The sequence below is a fragment of the Pedobacter sp. PF22-3 genome (assembly GCF_026239555.1).
Taxonomy (GTDB): Bacteria; Bacteroidota; Bacteroidia; order Sphingobacteriales; family Sphingobacteriaceae; genus Pedobacter.
This window is the reverse complement of the sequence record NZ_JAPIVP010000001.1, coordinates 390,260-408,800: the sequence shown is the minus strand read 5'-3', so window position 1 is coordinate 408,800 and position 18,541 is coordinate 390,260. Positions and strand designations below refer to the sequence as shown.

Annotated in this window: 10 protein-coding genes and 1 riboswitch; of the genes, 8 read left to right on the top strand and 2 right to left on the bottom strand. The window is 39.8% G+C overall.

Annotation, left to right across the window (positions count from 1 at the left end; genetic code table 11):
- Nucleotides 1–38 precede the first annotated feature (38 nt).
- The 6 genes from OQX63_RS01745 (at nucleotide 39) to OQX63_RS01720 (ending at nucleotide 10,262) form a co-directional block, all read left to right on the top strand.
- Complete coding sequence (locus tag OQX63_RS01745; RefSeq protein ID WP_265849172.1) at nucleotides 39–3,371, top strand: SusC/RagA family TonB-linked outer membrane protein; 3,333 nt, start codon at nucleotides 39–41, stop codon at nucleotides 3,369–3,371.
- Between the two features lie 33 nt (nucleotides 3,372–3,404).
- On the top strand, nucleotides 3,405–4,895 hold the full coding sequence (locus OQX63_RS01740; protein ID WP_265849171.1) for a RagB/SusD family nutrient uptake outer membrane protein: 1,491 nt from the start codon (nucleotides 3,405–3,407) through the stop codon (nucleotides 4,893–4,895).
- A gap of 30 nt (nucleotides 4,896–4,925) precedes the next feature.
- Nucleotides 4,926–5,735: a DUF4843 domain-containing protein gene (locus OQX63_RS01735; protein WP_265849170.1), complete on the top strand. Its 810-nt coding sequence runs from the start codon at nucleotides 4,926–4,928 to the stop codon at nucleotides 5,733–5,735.
- Nucleotides 5,736–5,745: 10 nt separating this feature from the next.
- A complete protein-coding gene (locus OQX63_RS01730) occupies nucleotides 5,746–7,164 on the top strand; it encodes a PKD-like family lipoprotein (protein WP_265849169.1) in 1,419 nt (472 codons plus the stop codon).
- 141 nt (nucleotides 7,165–7,305) lie between these two features.
- Complete coding sequence (locus OQX63_RS01725) at nucleotides 7,306–8,439, top strand: TlpA disulfide reductase family protein (protein WP_265849168.1); 1,134 nt, start codon at nucleotides 7,306–7,308, stop codon at nucleotides 8,437–8,439.
- 146 nt (nucleotides 8,440–8,585) lie between these two features.
- Nucleotides 8,586–10,262, top strand: a complete 1,677-nt coding sequence (locus tag OQX63_RS01720) for a S1C family serine protease (protein WP_265849167.1) — start codon at nucleotides 8,586–8,588, stop codon at nucleotides 10,260–10,262.
- 1,065 nt (nucleotides 10,263–11,327) lie between these two features.
- Here the strand turns inward: OQX63_RS01720 and OQX63_RS01715 are convergent.
- The gene (locus tag OQX63_RS01715) at nucleotides 11,328–12,590 is read right to left on the bottom strand and encodes a TlpA disulfide reductase family protein (RefSeq protein WP_265849166.1); all 1,263 of its coding nucleotides are present in this window, start codon (nucleotides 12,588–12,590) and stop codon (nucleotides 11,328–11,330) included.
- Between the two features lie 137 nt (nucleotides 12,591–12,727).
- Nucleotides 12,728–12,834, top strand: a riboswitch (SAM riboswitch).
- A 319-nt stretch (nucleotides 12,835–13,153) separates the two neighbouring features.
- Between OQX63_RS01715 and OQX63_RS01710 the strand changes: the two genes are divergently transcribed.
- The gene (locus OQX63_RS01710) at nucleotides 13,154–16,321 is read left to right on the top strand and encodes a SusC/RagA family TonB-linked outer membrane protein (RefSeq protein ID WP_265849165.1); all 3,168 of its coding nucleotides are present in this window, start codon (nucleotides 13,154–13,156) and stop codon (nucleotides 16,319–16,321) included.
- Between the two features lie 11 nt (nucleotides 16,322–16,332).
- Nucleotides 16,333–17,763: a SusD/RagB family nutrient-binding outer membrane lipoprotein gene (locus tag OQX63_RS01705; RefSeq protein WP_265849164.1), complete on the top strand. Its 1,431-nt coding sequence runs from the start codon at nucleotides 16,333–16,335 to the stop codon at nucleotides 17,761–17,763.
- A gap of 182 nt (nucleotides 17,764–17,945) precedes the next feature.
- On the opposite strand, the gene OQX63_RS01700 is transcribed toward OQX63_RS01705, so the two are convergent.
- Complete coding sequence (locus OQX63_RS01700) at nucleotides 17,946–18,173, bottom strand: YtxH domain-containing protein (protein WP_265849163.1); 228 nt, start codon at nucleotides 18,171–18,173, stop codon at nucleotides 17,946–17,948.
- Between the last annotated feature and the right edge of the window lie 368 nt (nucleotides 18,174–18,541).

Sequence of the window (18,541 nt, the reverse complement as noted above, 5' to 3'; positions counted from 1 at the left end):
GCGATAGGCGGAGGGTAAAGATTAAATTTTTATTGGTCATGAAATTGACTACGATTTTACTACTGGTTGGCGCCTTACATGTTTCGGCAGCCACCTTCTCACAAACCGTAACGCTCTCTCGAAGAAAAACCTCGCTTAAACAGGTTTTTAAGGAGATTAAAAAGCAGACCGGCTATTTTTTCTTTTACAAAGGTCAATTGTTACAGGATAAACCAGACGTAGTGGTCGAGTTCAATAATGCATCCTTGGTAGATGCTTTGACTACTTCTTTAAAAGATCAAAACCTGAGCTATAACATTGTTAACAAAACCATCGTGATCAGCCGCAAGGAGAATTTACCTGTTGTTGCAGCAAATTTAGCGGTAAAAATTGAAGTAAAAGGTGTTGTTGCTGATAAAGCTACAGGTGAAACCCTTCCGGGGGTTAACGTTTCCGTTAAAAATGGTGCAAGCGTAGGCATTACTAATGAAAAAGGCGAATTCAAGGTCAATGTTGATGATGGAAGCATTTTGGTTTTCAGTTATGTGGGCTACGAGTTGTTTGAAACCAAGGTTACAGGTACTAAAACGTTAAACGTAAAGCTTACGGCTAAGATGACCCAAATGAACGATGTGGTGGTAACGGGTTATCAAACGATTAAAAAAGATAACTATACCGGTAACGCGGTTACGATATCCGGAGATCAGCTGAGAAGGGTAAATCCACAGAATTTGCTGCAAAGTATCGGAACGTTCGATCCTTCATTTAAACTGATCGATAATAACCTGGCAGGCTCCAATCCTAACAGGATTCCTTCTATCAATGTTAGGGGAGCTTCTGCGCTGCCAAGTGGCGATGGGCAGGTATTGAGAAGAGATGATATTCAAGGTAGCGTGAACATGCCTGTTTTTATGCTAGACGGGTATGAAGTAAGCGTGCAGAAAGTATTTGATTTGGACGTAAACCGCATTGCATCGGTTACCTCATTAAAAGATGCGGCTGCAACGGCAATTTATGGTTCGCGCGCGGCCAATGGTGTAATTGTGATTACCACTAAAACTCCTGTAGAGGGGAAATTAAGGATAGAATACAATTACGAATTAAATCTTACCGCTGCAGATCTTACTGATTATCAGGTTTTAAATGCAGCTGAAAAACTAGATTATGAAGTGTTGGCAGGCTTATACAATTCCTCGAAACAGCAGGTGTCTCAGGATCAGCTCGATGAGATCTATTACCATAAAAAAGCCAATGTAGTTGGTGGTGTGAACAGTTATTGGCTATCGCAACCCTTGCGTAATACCATAGGGCATAAACATGCTGTAAATCTTGATGGTGGTTCGCAGGCATTCCGCTACAATGTAAATCTTCGTTACCAAACCAGGCCGGGAGCAATGAAAGGCTCTGAAAGGGATCAATATTCAGGTGGAATGAGTTTTCAGTATAATGTGAAGAAACTTCAGTTCAGAAATGAATTGTCCATCACGCAGGTAGGCGCTACCGAATCTCCATACGGCGATTTTTCTAATTATGTAAGGATGAACCCTTACTATCCCTTAAAAGATGCCAATGGCATGGCGATGCGGATTTCGGATGTATATGAAAAGCAAGATCGATCAAAAGAATATGTATTTAATCCATTATTTGATGCAAATTTAAGCAGTTTCAATAAATCTAAGTACACCGAAATTATCGATAACCTTTCTGCCGATTTAGAAGTGGCAAAAGACCTCAGATTAAGGGCCCAGATGAGTGTAACCACACGATCTAATTCTGATGATGTTTTTACCTCGCCACTGGCAAATAAATATTACCTGTATACCACCGATAAAATAGATGAAAAAGGTGAATATACCAACAGGGAAATGAAAGAAACCTACTGGGACAGTAACATCAGGTTAACCTGGTTAAAGCAGATCGGTGGTAATTATTTTAACGCTTTGGTAGGGGTAAATGCCCGTACAGAATTGCGCGATCAGAAAGAGTTTACGGCCATTGGCTTTGCTAATGATCGTTTTACCAGCATTGGCTTTGCCAAAGGTTATGCAGAAGATGGAAAACCGCAAAGCAGGCTCGAAAAGGCCCGTTTATTCGGTTCGTTTTTTTCGGTAAACTATTCGTACAAAAACCGGTATCTGATGGATGGAACTGTTCGTGTTGATGGTTCTTCAAAATTTGGTGTAAACAATAAACTGGCCCCGTTTTGGTCGTTCGGACTAGGTTGGAATGTACACCAGGAGGAATTTTTAAAGGGTAACCCTGTCATTAGCCAGCTGAGAATAAAAGCTTCCACAGGTCTTACCGGCTCGGTAGAGTTTGATCCTTACTTATCAAAAACCATTTATAAGTATAATACCGGAAACTGGTATTCATCGGGCATAGGTGCAGGTGTTAACAGTTACGGCAATGAAAATTTAGGCTGGCAAAAAACAAGGATGACCGATATCGGTGTAGACATTGGACTTTTTAAAGATCGTGTAATGATTACGCCAAGAATATATAAAAAGTTTACCAAAGATATTTTGGCCGATATCACCTTACCTCCATCAACAGGGTTTTTATCTTATAAAGAAAATCTAGGAGATATGGAAAACAAGGGTGCGGAGTTAGGAATAAACGTTGAGGCCGTAAGAAACAAAGACTGGTCGGTAAATCTGAATGCCAATTTGGTTACCAATAAAAACAAAGTGGTAAGAATCTCAAACGCTTTAAAGAAATACAACGATCGGGCAGATGAACTACAATCTTTAAAGCCCGGCGATGGAGGTTACAGGGGTATTCCATTACTTAGGTTTAGTGAAGGGCAACCATTTAATGCCATTTATGGTGTACGCTCTTTAGGTATAGATCCGGAAAATGGACGGGAGTTATACCTTAAAAAAGATGGTACACTAACGTACGATTACGATAAGAGAGATTATGTGGTAATTGGCGATCCTAACCCTAAAGTAAGTGGCTATTTTGGTGGAACCGTGAACTACAAAAGGTTTAGCCTGTATGTGCAGTTCCAAACCTATTTTGGTGGCGATAAATATAATCTCACCCTGGTAGAACGTGTTGAAAATGCCGACCCAAGATACAACGTTGATAAACGTGTGTTTGAGGAAAAATGGAAGCAACCTGGCGACCTGTCTTTTTATAAAAACATAGCAGATAACGGTGAGACAGATGTTAGCTCGCGATTTATACAGCCTGATAACCTGATCAACCTGCAATCAGTTAACTTTTCTTATGATATGAACAAAAAAATCGCGTCAAAATTATCGATGTCGAGTCTTATGTTTCAGGTTACGGCAAATGATGTGGTGCGTTGGTCATCAGTAAAAGAAGAAAGGGGAATAAATTATCCGTTTACCAGAAGTTTAACATTCTCCATCAGAGCAGCTTTCTAAGCTATATTAATAACAGATTTAAAATATAAAAATATGAAGATTAGATTGTTAATCTGCCTCATCGTAATAACAGGAGTATTTAGTTCCTGCAAAAAATGGCTGGAAGTGGAGCCGGAATCAGAAATTGCGGCACCAATTTTATTTAGTACCGAAAATGGTTTTATGGAAGCTATAAACGGCGTGTATAACCGCAGTAGCGAATCAGATTTGTATGGTAAAGAGCTTACTTTTGGTACAACAGAAGTATTGGCGCAAAATTTTTCGATGCGTGATGACGGTCAGAATTATAGGGAAACCTCTTTGTACAATTATAAACATGGCGAATTTATTAAACGGAAGGATAAAATTTGGGCTGGTTTATACAATGCAATTGTAAACTGTAACCTGATCCTGGAAAATGTAGATGCAAAAAAGAACATCTTTAGCGGAAGCAATTACGCTATTGTGAAGGGAGAGGCGCTTGCCTTAAGAGCATATTTGCATTTCGATTTATTGCGTCTTTTTGCACCTTCTTATCTGAGAAATGCCACTGCAAAAGGAATTCCGTATGCAAATAAATACACCAAAGACATTACGCCGGTTTCCAGCGTATCAGAAACGATTGATCTCATTATTAAAGATCTGGAGCAATCGAAACAATTGTTAATGGTTGATCCCATTCGCAGCACCGGTTATATCATAAACTATCCCTTGGTTACCGATACACTCAAAAATACAGAAGAGCGAAACCCAAGTCTGTTTTTACAAAACAGAAGGCATCGTTTAAATTATTATGCCGTATGTGGTACGCTTGCCCGCGTGTATCTGTATAAAAATGATAAGGCTAAAGCTTTACAGAATGCAAAAGAAGTAATCGACTCTAAAAAATTCCCATGGACCGCAAAAAGCGATTTTGAAGCTTTTGAAGATTCAAAAAAAGATCGGATTCTTTATAAGGAGCTTGTTTTTGGATGGTATATACCAGGCGCGGCAAAAGAGATCAAAGACAATTGGTTTCAAAGTGGCACAAGGGGCTTTTATTTAATCGAGGATGCTGCAGATTATATTTATGAAAAAGCTACGGCCGGTGCAAGTGATTCGCGTTATAAATATTGGTTGTCTGCTACTTCTAGCCAATCATCAAGATCTTACGATATTGTTAAATACCGCCGGAACCCTTTAAGCGCTGAAGCAAGTGCCAACTTACATTATTTAATGGCTCCTGCCATCAGACTTAGTGAGCTATATTATATCGCTGCAGAATGTTCATATGCAAGTAATCCCACAACAGCTGTAAATTACCTTACACAAGTTCGCGAGGCGAGACAAATAGGCGATCCTTTATCCATCAATAGTGAAGAAGACCTGTTGAAAGAACTGCTTAAAGACGCACGAAAGGAATGGTTGGCAGAAGGCCAGCTGTTCTACATGTATAAAAGGTTAAACAGGGGAATTGTGGGGCAAACCGGAGCAATCATCCCAGCATCCGATAACATTTTCGTGCTCCCCCTTCCTAACGATGAGATTGTTTATGGCGGGAGATAAATCAATTTGAAATTAAATTAATCGCAAATTATGAAAATATACATATTAATATTCGCAATCGTTTGCCTTGTTTCTTGCAAGAAAGCAGAGGAGATGCGTTTTGATCACAGCGCAAATGTTTATTTCGACATTTATAATGGAGATAAAGATAGTATTGTAAAAACCTTTGCTTATAATCCCACACTGGCTCAGGATACGGTATGGCTGCCGGTACGTTTATCCGGAATCAGAACCGATGCAGACCGGAAATTCAGTGCTCGTGTTGATGCTGATTCTTCTACAGCTACGCCCGGTCTACATTATGAAGCTTTGAAACCGCAATATTCCATTCTTCCGAATAGGGGAATAGGTTATATCCCGGTGGTGATTTATAACAAGGATCAGGAACTTGAAAACAGATCGGTTTCGATATTGATTAAATTAACGGGCACTTCAGACCTGGGCATCGAAAATCCTTACCTGATCAGGGCAAAAGTTGTATTCTCCTCCAAATTGGAAAAGCCAAACTGGTGGGATAGCTGGCCGCTTCCTCCTTATTCGAGAACCAAACATGAGTTGTTTATTCTGGTAACCGGGCAAACCTCCCTCACTACCGACGGACTTGATGCACCGAAAAACCTGTACTATATAGGCTTATTAACCACGATGTTAAATAATCCATTTAATTGGGTAGCCAAAAATGTAGCAAAAGGTTATGTCATCGAAGAAGTAACTGCAGGCAATACCAATAGCTATTATTTCTATAACAAGAGCAACCCAGCCAAAAAAACGCTTTTGAGAAAGAACATGCAGAATGGTAAATATTATTTTATAGATGAAAATGGCAATGAGGTTATTTAATCCGAAGAACATGAATATTAAAAAATTAATCATATTAATAATTGGCGTGATTTCTTTAGCCGCATGTCATAAAGACCTGGGTAATTACGATATCGATATGCCTCTGGAGCCAAAAGTGGCTAACCTTGATTCTGTTTACACTGCCAGTGTAGGAGATAGTTTGATCATCAAACCAAAAATAGAAGGAGCAGATGCTGCTAATATCGAACTTCAATGGAAAATTAGTGTAATGGAAGGGAATGATGTTCTGTATACCGGACCAGCTTTAAGGATTATATTTGGTTTGCAGGCCAAAAGATATTCTGCACGCCTTACTGTATTTAATAAGGCGAATGGAATGAAGTATTTCCATAAGTTTTACATTGAGGGGGCGACCGAATTTGCAAAAGGCACAACAGTATTAAGCATTGAAAATGGAATCACTCAGTTTTCGTTTATAAAGCCAGATGGCAGTGTGCAGGCCCGTTTGTACCGCGCCATGCAAGGGAAAGATTTACCCGCAAACCCTACCAACTTGTTCCTGTTAAGTAATACATTTACCGGGGGCACCTTGTTGGGCTATTGGATCATTACCAAAAATGGTGGAATCAGGTTGGAACCGAATACCATGCAGGAAGATCCTAAATATCCAAATACGCTGAAAGATAATTTTTTTACATCGCCAGATAATCTGGAAGTGAGTTCACTGATTTCGCATCCACAAGGGGTAATGATGGGGGTTGTTAATGGTAAATTTTATGGTGGCACAACCAGTACCTGGGATCAGGCAGCTACTTACGGCATGTTTGGTTTACCGGCTGATGGTGATTATGAACTGGCCCCGTCTTTTGTAATGAGTTTTACGCAATCGGCTACCTATTTTATCGGATTTGACCGGAACAGGAAACAATTTGTACGCATTAACCTGTATGGCGCCCCTGTTTATTTTGGTACCCAATATTCGGTTACGGCCAATGTTTTCGATCCGCTAAATGTTGGGATGGATCTTGTTCACATGGAGCAACTTAACAACGCAGATTGTTTTGCTTATTGCAAAGGGACCGACGGTAAAATTTATGAGCTCAAGTTTAACGTTCAGTTTAACGGACCATTCACATTTACCCCACAACACAAACGCTTATTTGTACGCCAGGAATTGATTAATGAAAATACGAAATGGAGCGGTGCTAAAAATGGGGTAATCTACATGGCCAATGGCAGTAAGCTTTACCGTTACAACCCAGTAAATGAAGAGCTGAGGGAACTGGCGACGAGTTTTACCGGAAAAACAATTTCCATGTTGAAACTTAGCGAAGATGAGGAAACCCTAATGGTAGGAACAGAAGAAACCGTTACTTTTTTGAATATAGCAACAGGAATAAATGGCGCATTTATTAAAAAGATTGAGGGTATTCCAGGTGCAATTGTAGATATCGCAATTAGAAAATAAACTGATGAGACTTTATTATTAAGAAAATTTCTCGCTGATTTTGTCATGTTGAGCCTGTTGAAACATTACGAAAGTGTTAACGAGGTTCTTCAATAAGATCAGTATAACAAAACCATATAACTTAACCATAAAAAAATACAAATGAAAAATATAAAATTAGTTTTATTAGCCCTTTTAGTCCCAGCTTTAAGCTGGGCACAAACGCCAAACTTTAGTTTATCGGGTAAAATAGGCACGCTGGGTGCTCCGGCAAAAGCTTATATCGATTACATGGATAATGGTGTAAGTCACGAAGATTCCGTGGCATTGGTTAACGGAAGTTTCAAATTTACCGGTCATATTTCCGGTAATGCCTATGCCCGTATGGCGCTCGATCATACAGGTGCAGGTAAAAACAAGGCTGTTTATACAGGTGATGTCATTTACTTTTATTTTGGTAAAGAGCAGGTGACCATTAGTTCAAAAGATTCTTTGGATAATGCTGTTTTCACGGGCTCAAAGGTATATCAGGATTACGATGCCTATAACAAAGCCATCGGTGGTACCATTATGGCCCTTACCAAAGCGGTAAATATAGATTTTAACAAAGGAACACCCGAGCAACAGAAAGATACCACTTATATGAAAGCCGTAGATCTGCGCTTCAGAAAAAACATCCAGAACAGAACAGACAAACAGTTTCAATTTGCTAAAGAACACCCAAATTCCTATTTCGCTTTGGTAGCACTCTCAGAGGCGGCGGGCAGCAAGGTTGATGTGGCTAAAGTTCAGCCGATTTTTAGTGCATTAAATAAAGAATACCGGGAGACCGATATGGGCAAAGAACTGGCACAACGTATTGCTGCAAGCGGCATTACCGCTGTTGGAAATGCAGCGCCCCTTTTTACCCAGAACAATGTGGTAGGCAAGCCGGTTTCATTAGCCAGTTTTAAAGGAAAAGTTGTACTGGTTGAGTTTTGGGCAAGCTGGTGCAGCCCGTGCAGGGCAGAGAACCCGAATCTCGTAAAACAATATCAAACTTATAAAGATAAAGGTTTCGAAATTATTTCAGTCTCATTGGATCATGTGAAAGAACGTTGGTTAGAAGCGATAGAAAAAGACGGTTTAGATTGGATTCACGTATCTGATTTAAAAGGATGGAACAACGAAGTGGGCCGTTTATACGGCGTTCGTGCCGTGCCTGCCAGTTTTCTGGTAGATGCGCAGGGCAAAATTGTTGGAAATGGCCTTCGCGGCGAACCATTAAACAAAAAGCTTGCTGAAATTTTTAACTAATTATTGGCTAAATTGATTGGGATGATAAAAAGATGCTAATTGCTTGTCTGGTGTCGATTTCGCTCAAGTAAAATGTTATAGAAAAGCTTGATGAAACTCTGGAGGGCGACGCCAGTTATGCTTCCGCCCAAAAAATCATAAAAATAATGAATAACTATATAAAGGCTATAACAGCAACCCTTGTGTTGCTGTTTGGCCTAAATGCTACTGCGCAGAAAAGGCAGATTGCAAAATTTCAATATACCATTAGCCAGGCGGTTATAAAAGCTTACCCTGCCAGTGTACGGATGTGGGGTTTCGATGTACAGCAGAAACAGAGAACAAGTGCGCAGTTTAGCGGTGTGGTAGTAAGTGCTGATGGTTATATTTTAACGGCTGCACATACCATTTTACCTGGAAAAAATTATAAGGTTTTTTTTCCAGACGGACGCGAATGTATTGCTGTGGCGCTAGGGAAAATAGAAAATAAAGAAACCCCGGGTATTCCCGATGTTGGTATGATGAAAATTACCGATAAGGGCAGCTATCCATTTGCAGAGATGGGCTATTCTGCCAGTTTGCTAAAAGATGAACCTTGCATCAGTATTTCTTATCCCGAAAGCCTGAACCAAACCCTCCCAACTTTAAGGTTAGGCAGTATTGCTGAAGTGAAAAATGAATACGGATTTATCCGTTCAACCTGTAAAATGGAACCTGGTGACTCTGGTGGACCTTTATTTGACTATCGGGGCCGTGTGATTGGATTACACAGCGCTATTGATGTTTCAGATGAGATGAATTTTGAAATTCCTGTTGATCTTTATCGCCGCTATTGGACAGCCTTGAACAGTGAAAGACTTTACACGGCTTTCCCCGAAAAAACAGATAGTGTGAAAGCCGATCCCTTGTCGTTGCTCTTGCAGAAAGAAAGCAGACAAAAGGCCTTACATCCTGATTTTGGCGTTCCAATAGTCAAAAATAGTTCTTTCACTATTAAAAGTATAATAAAAGGACAACAGCAAAAAATTGGTGCCTGTTTATTAAACGTTAAAACATCTAGTGGTGTTAAAAGACAGTTTTTACTAAGCAAAAATACCATGGTTGGCGAAAGGGTACAATGTGATATTAATGGAGTTACAGTACCGATCAAGTTCATTAGAAGCGATCAGGAGAACGACCTGGTTTTATTTTCGCTTGAAAAGTATATAACCGGCGGGATTGATTTAAATTCTGCTGAAACCGACACCGTTAAAATAGAGGTGGGTAAACTGCTGCATAGCATAAACCCTGCTGGCAAAGTGATAAGCAGTGTTTTAGGCAGCTCACTATTTAATTTACCAAAAATAAATAGTCAACCTTTTTTAGGAGCCATGGTGGTATACAATTCTAATCCAGTTCAATTTTCGTTAATTAAAGAAGGCAGCCCGGCAGAAAAAGCAGGGATAAAAGTTGGCGATGAGTTGATCAGCATCAATGGGAAAGCCATCAAAAAAGCAAGTGAATTTGCGCCCGAAATATTGAAATATTGGGCAGATGACGAGGTTACTTTTGAATGGATAAATGCATCTGGTAAGATGAACAAAACTTTGAAGTTGGATAGTAGGGGACAATCGGTCTCTAATCATCCGGCTGATAAATTTCAGGGTGGAAAATCTGAGCGAAGGGATGGTTTAAATGCTGTTTTTACACATGATGCCGCCATTAAAGCTAACGATTGCGGATCGCCTGTTTTTGATTGGGAAGGTCGTTTTTACGGGATTAATATCGCTAGATTCAGCCGGACTACTACCGTTGTGGTTCCAAAGAAAACGATTATTGATTTTGTTTCAAAGCATGTGAAATAGCCAATATTGAGTTAACCGAAAGCTGTCATCCTGAGCCTGTCGAAGGATCTTTATTTAAATTTTTTTATTGGTCGGTGCCTCACCGATCAATATTTATTGTTTTACGTTAAAGATTCTTCACTGCGTTCAGAATGACAGTTAGGGGATGGATATCTATTGGTTGGCCTCTCACCAACCAATGTTTAAATGAAATGAAATAATGATACTTTTTTTTGGAGCGCAGTGTCATCAGCAATGATTAAAGGAGGTTACCGTTCTCCGCTATATCCTTACGCTGCGCTTCAGGGATGCCGCTTCGCCCGGGGCTAAATGCACTGTTACTGCCAAGAGCAAAGTGCAAAACGCTATTTTTTCCTTGAACAGGCCTTCCTCAAATAAACCTTATTGCAGCGGCTATCCTTTTTGCCGCAGAAACAAAATGTTCCCACTGAGCCTTCACAAAAAGATAATAGCGGAAAGAAGGGCTGCCGGAACCGAAGCGTACTGCACTACCTTTCCAAAAAAGAAAAATTTTACTTTTTTGGAGCGCAGTGTCATCAGCAATGATTAAAGGAGGTTCCCGTTCTCCGCTATATCCTTACGCTGCGCTTCAGGGATGCTGCTTCGCCCGGGGCTAAATGCACTGTTACTGCCAAGAGCAAAGTGCAAAACGTTATTTTGTTGCTTGTACAGACCTTCATCAAATAAACCTTATTGCAGCGGCTATCCTTTTTGGCGCACAAACCAAAATGTGCCTGCCAAAACTCGCAAAAAGATAATAGCGGAAAGAAGGGCTTCCGGAACCGAAGCGCATTGCACCACCTTTCCAAAAAAGAAAAATTTTACTTTTTTTGGAGCGCAGTGTCATCAGCAATGATTAAAGGAGGTTCCGTTCTCCGCTATATCTTTACGCTGCGCTTCAGGGATGCCGCTTCGCCCGGGGCTAAACATAAGGTTAGTGCTAAGTACAAAATGAAAACCACTATTTTTTCTATTGGTCGGTAGCTCACCAACCAATGTTTACGTTTTGTATAAAAAGATTCTTTACTGCGTTCAGAATGACAGCTAAGGGATGGTTTACCATGCTTATTTCTTCAATAGCGAATCAATCTCTGTATTAAATTCTTTTACAAATTCATCGTAAAATTTACCAGTGGCAGGGCCGTTAAAACCGGTATGAATCTGGGCAACATTTCCCTGTTTATCGATTATTATCGTGGTAGGAAATGATAAAAAAGAATCAAGTGCAGGCAATGATTCAGATACCGCCTGTTTGTCTGCTGTACCTGCCAACACCTGATCGTATGTTATACCAAAACGATCACGGAAACGGGTCATTACTTTTTTCGCATATTCGGGCTCAGTTGAACGTTCGTAATGTAAAGCAATAATTTCTACACCGCGGTTTTTGTTCTTTTTATACCATGGCGCTATAAAAGTAGCTTCGTCAACACAATTAGGGCACCAGCTTCCGGTAATAGTTAAAATCACTACCTTATTCTTATACTTTTCATCTTTTAAGGAAAGCTTTTTGCCATTTATATCAGGGAAACTGAAATCAAGTGTTTTATATCCTTTTTTCAAGTAGGTGAGTTGATAAGGATCAGGCAGGGCCGCATCTTTATTTTTGTTTCCGGTAAAAGGCTGACTTCCTCTCGCGCTTAAAACTTCACCTTTTAAAGTGCCATCTGATTGGAAAGTTCCTTTATAATAAGCAGGAGAGGAGCCGATAAAACTCGAAAGCTGAAATTCATTCCCCTCTACAACACCTTCCAGATAGCGAGAATCGCCGGTTACACGCAGAAAAGTTCCTGTAAGTTTGTTTCCGGTTTGTTTAAATAAACCTACTGTTTTTTCTTGTTTGCCGTTCGGCGATGTAAAAATCACATCATAACTTCCAGAATAGTCTGCGGAGGCAGGTTTGTTTGTTTTAAAACGATAGTTTTCATGCGCGGCAACAATTATAAAAGGTTTGCCGGTTTTGTCCTGCTTTCTTAAAGTTCCTGTTAATTGATCGCCGTTTATAGCAAATGCAAATTCATTATCAAACTGATCCAGTTTAACAAAAAGTGAATCAGCCGTTTGTTTGACTATACCGCCTTCGAAACTTTCTTCGGCATTACGGAAATACAATTTCTGTTGACCGCTTTTTTCATTGATTTCGAAATTGAAAGGAATTTCGAGTCCCTCTCTTACTTTAGCCACACCACGCCAGTTGCCCAACGCAACAAAAGCCTTTGCTTTTAGAGGCTTATGTGCTACCAATTGATTAGCTATGGTGCTGTTTTGTGCATAACTTAAAGATGTTGATATGGCCAATAAGGCAGTTAAAAGGGAATTTAATTTCATTGGGGTGTGTTTTAATCTACTAATTTAGTCGACAAATATACGGACAGAATGACCAAAGAAAAAATATTTCAATAAAAATCTATAAAAACTATAGGATAAATGGAATTAGTTATACCTTTGCCCCAGTTATTTTAAAATACTTATCAAGAAAGGCGGAGGGAATGGCCCTGTGAAGCCTTAGCAACCAACTAATTTTTAGAAATGGTGCTAATTCCATCCCAGATGAATCTGGGGTAGTTAAGTCAGTTGTTTGTTATCCTTATCTAAAATATATGGAGCACTTCTGATTTTAAGGGGTGTTTTTTTTTGCCCTGGCTGCTTTCTTGAAATTAAATTATGCATTAAAAAAAATCATTCAAATGAAGAAAACAGACGAGCTAAAATCACTTTATCTAAACCTTTGCACATCCTTCCGAATGCGCCAGTCCTGTTAGGATTGTTTTATTTTAACAGGCGTTTTTGATCTAACCATTCCATTTTGTTTTTTAATAAAACACGGTTTTTAACCGTTAGGAATCGTTTTGCCCAAATTTTATCTTTTAACTCATTATTAAAACATACACATGATCAAACTTTTTAAATCAATAGCACTCATCATACTGCTCTTTATTGTGCAGGAGGGATTTGCTCAAAATGTAACCATTACCGGAACGGTAAAATCAGCAGATGGAGAAACATTACCAGGTGTTTCTATATTTATAAAAGAAACCAAACAAACCACCATTTCTGACGCTAAGGGTGCTTTTTCAATAAATACCCCCGAAAAAAGCACATTAGTGTTTTCATACATTGGCTTCAAAAGTCAGGAAATACCGATAAATAAAAACGCTGGCCCGATTTCGGTCATTCTTCAATCGAGCGATAATGCGCTGGATGAGGTAGTGGTAACGGCCCTGGGAATTTCGAGGCAGAAAAAATCGCTTGGTTATGCGGTTCAGGAAATAAAGGGGCAGGATTTGGCTGAAGCGAAAGAATCTAACCTCGTAAATGCGCTGGCTGGAAAAATAGCTGGAGTTAGGGTAACCAATAGTCAGGGTAGCATGGGTTCATCCCGTGTGGTGATTAGAGGAGAAACGTCTATCGCCGGAAATAACCAGCCTTTATTTGTAGTTGATGGGATTCCGGTAGATAACTCGCAGTTAAATTCTGCAGGGGCGAGAGATTATGCAAATGCTATTTCAGATATCAATCCAGAGGATATAGAATCAATTAGTGTATTAAAAGGACCAAACGCAGCGGCTTTATACGGCTCGAGGGCTGCAGCAGGAGTCATCCTCATTAAAACTAAAACAGGTAAATCGAAAAAAGGATTGGGCATTGAGGTTAACTCCAATGCAGTCTTGGAAACTTTGCTTACCCTGCCAGTTTATCAAAATGCGTTTGGTCAGGGATCAGAAGGTAAATTCAGTTATGTAGACGGTGCAGGTAAAGGCCTTAATGATGGGGTAGATGAAAGCTGGGGACCAAAACTGGACGGCAGATTAATTCCTCAGTTTTTTTCTAAAGGAATTGCAGTTCCATTTGTAGCCCATCCGGATAATGTACGCGATTTCTTTCAAACAGGATATTCATTAAATAATGGTATTTCTGTAGCCGATGCAGGCGAAAAATACGATTACCGCATCTCTTACAATAACTTAAAACAAGTAGGCATTGTGCCTAACTCCGGACAGGGAAAAAACTCCTTTGTATTAAATACTTCTCTAAAAATAACACCAAAACTGACTTTAACGGCTAATGCGAATTATAGCAAACTCAGTTCTGATAATTTGCCTGGTACAGGTGGTTCAAGATCAACCAGTACGATGTTACAATTTACCTGGTTTGGCCGTCAGGTGGATATTAACCAACTGAAAAACTATTTGGATGAAAATGGAAAAACGTTTAACTGGAACAATAGCTATTATAGCAATCCATATTGGGTAGCTTACGAAAATACCGTGTCGCAAAACCGTAGCCGGATTATTGGAAGTTTAGCGCTTAATTATAAAATTATTGACGGACTTGATTTCAATTTCAGATCAGGAACGGATTATTACAACGATAGGCGTAAAGTCAGAATCGCTTACGGTACCAACGGAACGCCTTTTGGTTCATACACCGAAAGTGCCTTCACCGTAAATGAAAATAATACCGATGCAACCTTAAACTTTAACAAACAGTTAAATGAAGATTTTACTTTAGAGTTATTGGGTGGCGGTAATATCCGCAGGCAATATATCGAACAAAACGACCAAAGCGCACCTAAACTGGCCATAGCAGGACTTTACAACCTTAAAAACTCTCGCGATCCCCTGGTTTCATCCAATAATTTATCGCGTTTAAAATCATATAGTCTTTATGCATCTGGTCAGATCGGTTTCAGAAATTACCTTTTTGCCAACATTACGGCACGTAACGATTGGTCGTCTACTTTGCCAGCGCAGAACAGGTCTTACTTTTATCCGTCATTTAACGGAAGTTTTGTAGCCACAGAAGCTTTTGATATTAAAAGCGAAGCCCTTAACTATTTAAAAATACGTGGTGGTTGGTCTAAAGTGGGTAAAGATGCAGATCCTTACCGCTTAATCAATACTTATGTGTTTAGCGCGCCGTTTTATGGTAACCCTCAGCTTACAACAGGTTCTATCGATCTGAATCCGAATTTAAAGCCGGAAACAACTACTTCTACAGAACTTGGGCTTGAAGCGGTTTTCTTTAATAAAAGATTACGGTTCGATTTAAGCGCTTATAATACCAACAGTTACAACCAGATTTTAGCAGCCGATGTGAGTCAGAGTACAGGTTTTAGTTCGAAATTACTGAATGCCGGAAAAATAAACAACAAAGGGATTGAAGCACAATTGGGCATCACTCCGGTTAAAAAAGCCTTCACCTGGGACGTAGACTTCAATTTTGCAGCAAACAGGAGTCGTGTAATTGAACTGGATGCTGAAAAATTGCTGACCAATTACGTGGTGGCCACCAACTCGGCACAGGTGATTGCAACGGTAGGTCAGCCTTACGGATCATTGTTTGGGACAGCTTTTTTAAGGGACGGTAACGGCAACATCATTGTTAACGCTACAGACGCCCCGGCTACAAATCCTACCAAACAGGTGTTGGGAAAATATACACCAGATTGGATTGGCGGAGTTTACAATACTTTTAGCTATAAAGGCATCAGTTTAGGTGTATTGGTTGATGCCAGTTTTGGTGGTTCTATTTACAATGGAACTTACGCCACAGGAACTTATACCGGCGTTTTAGCTTCCACACTTCCGGGAAGGGCAGCTGAATATGGGGGTATTTCTTATTATTATCCGGGTAATGATAAAGCCAATGGAACAGTTCGTGTAAATGGAACTGCTCCTACGGGCGTTACCGTGTATGATGATGGGATTATTTTTGATGGCGTAACGGCTGATGGAAAACGTAACGAGAAGATATTGCCTGCTCAGCAGTATTACAAAACCTTTAGAAATATTGATGAAGCAAATATCTTCGATGCTTCTTATGTGAAACTCCGTGAGGTGAAATTAAGCTATAATTTACCTGCCAAATGGCTTCGTCCGTTAAGTTTACAAGGTGTTTCGGTATCACTTGTTGGCCGTAACCTGTGGATTATTCACCGCAACACGGTTGATATCGATCCAGAAGTGGCTTTTAATACCGGTAATGGTCAAGGTTTAGAAAGTTTATCTAATCCCAGCACCCGCAGTTATGGTATCAACCTGAATGTTAAATTTTAAATATTTCCATCATGAAAAATAAAAAACTATATATACTGGCTATTTTAGCAATTGCATTTTCATCATGCAAAAAAGAGTTGGATGAGGTGAATATCAACCCCAACGCACCAGAAATTGCACAGGCCGATTATTTACTTACCGGAACAACCAAGGCTACAGCAGATACTTATTGGGGCGTAACCAATAACATGAACTCAAGCTTGCTATTTGTGCAGCAATGGGCAAAAGTGCAATACACAGAAGAAGACCGGTTTATTTATTCGAACAGCAGTTTTACGGCATTATGGTCAACAGGCTATGCACAGAGTATTGCTGGTTTTAATAAAATCATCGAACTGGGCGATGCACAGGGCAATGCAAACTATAAAGGTGTTGCACTCGTACTAAGATCATGGACATTTTTACTGCTTACAGATGCTTATGGCGATATTCCGTATTCGCAGGCAGGGAAGATAAAACAGTTTGTTACCCCGGTTTACGATAAGCAAAAGGATGTTTACTACGGTATTTTAAGCGATTTGAGAGTAGCACAGGCCGCTTTAGATCCTGCAGGAAAAGCTATTGCTGGCGACGTAATTTATAGCAATAATATTGCCTCATGGAAAAAGTTCGCCAATGCGCTACGTCTTCGGATTGCCCTACGCATTGCAGATAAAGATCCGGCCAAGGCTAAACAGATAATTGATGAAATACAGGCAGAAGGTGGTGCTTATATCAGCAGTAATTCAGAAAATGCTGTTCTAAAATATGATGTATCCCCTCAGCAAAACCCGGTAGCGGCATCATTTGAAACCAGAAATGATTATCGGATCAGTAAAACCATTGTTGATAAACTTACATCTTTAAGTGATCCGCGGTTGCCTGTGTATGCCAGTAAAACCGAAAACCAGCCACAAGGTTATGTAGGTATACCCAATGGTTCAACAAACTCTGAAGCCAGCGCGATAGGTTTGGCAAATTCTTCTAAACCAGGCGCTTACTTTTTAGATGCCAAGGCACCGGCTGTAATTTTTAGCTATGCAGAGTTACTTTTTGATAGGGCAGAGGCAGCAGCGAGAGGTTTTACTGCCGAAGATGCTGAAGATTTGTATAAGCAGGCCATCAGGGCATCTTTTTTACAATATAATATTAGTGGGACTGTTGTTGAAGATTATATCAAACAATCTGGAGTAATTTATAATGCCGCCAATTATAAAAAATCAATTGGTGAGCAAAAATGGATCGCCTTATTTGGGCAGGGCTTAGAAGCCTGGGCAGAGCAGAGAAGGTTAGATTATCCGCAGTTAACGGCTTCGGTAAATACGGTATTGAACGGTAAAATTCCTGTACGATTTATTTATCCCGGAACCGAGCAATCATTAAACGGGCAGAATTATAAAAATGCAGTAAGCGGTCAGGGCGCAGATTTATTAACCACCAAACTCTGGTTTGATGCTTTTTAATGTCGAACAGTCACCCTGATCCGATAGTTATTAGATTTATTTCAGGGCCTATCTTATCTGTGGTGTCGGATGTTACCATCTGACACTAAAGCAAAAACGTCCCGATTTTAAATCGGGACGCTTTTTGTTGTTTAAAGAAATAAATATTTGGCCTCTTCAGGTTCTTTATTTCCTCCAGGTATTCATCTCGCCAAATCTTCAGCTGCGTTGCTCACCCTGCTTTTCAGGTCTTCTGTATAACCTTTTGCTTTATCGGCCCATTCTGGTGCACGATCCAATAATTCATCAACGATTGATTGTCCTGTAATTGGATCTTTCTTCGTGATATATTTTACACCTGCATATACTGCTGCGCCAATAATGGCTGTTCTTAAAATTCCCATGTTCTTTTCTGTTTTTAAAATTAACATTTTGAGGTCGTTAAAAGTTTTAGACAATGCTAAATAACCTTTGTTACAAATGATGTGCTGCCGGATGTTACCATCTGGCAGATCGGTGATTCTAGTGTTGGATTAATAATTTTAGTCGGGGAGATTCGTCGACTCCGCTGAGGATGACAAAACGAGTAAAAAATCACTCCATGGATTTTCCGTGCTAATCCGTGTTTCTGTGGCAAATTATGTGTTTGTGCTGTCAGCTATTACTATTCCGAAAGATCGCCTAATTCTGGTGTTCGATTAATAGCTGTATTTGTGTGGCACCAACCGATAAACTCGTGAGTGAAAGGCCATCATTCTTAGATTTTTGCCAATTATCCCTATTAAATTTATATATTTCG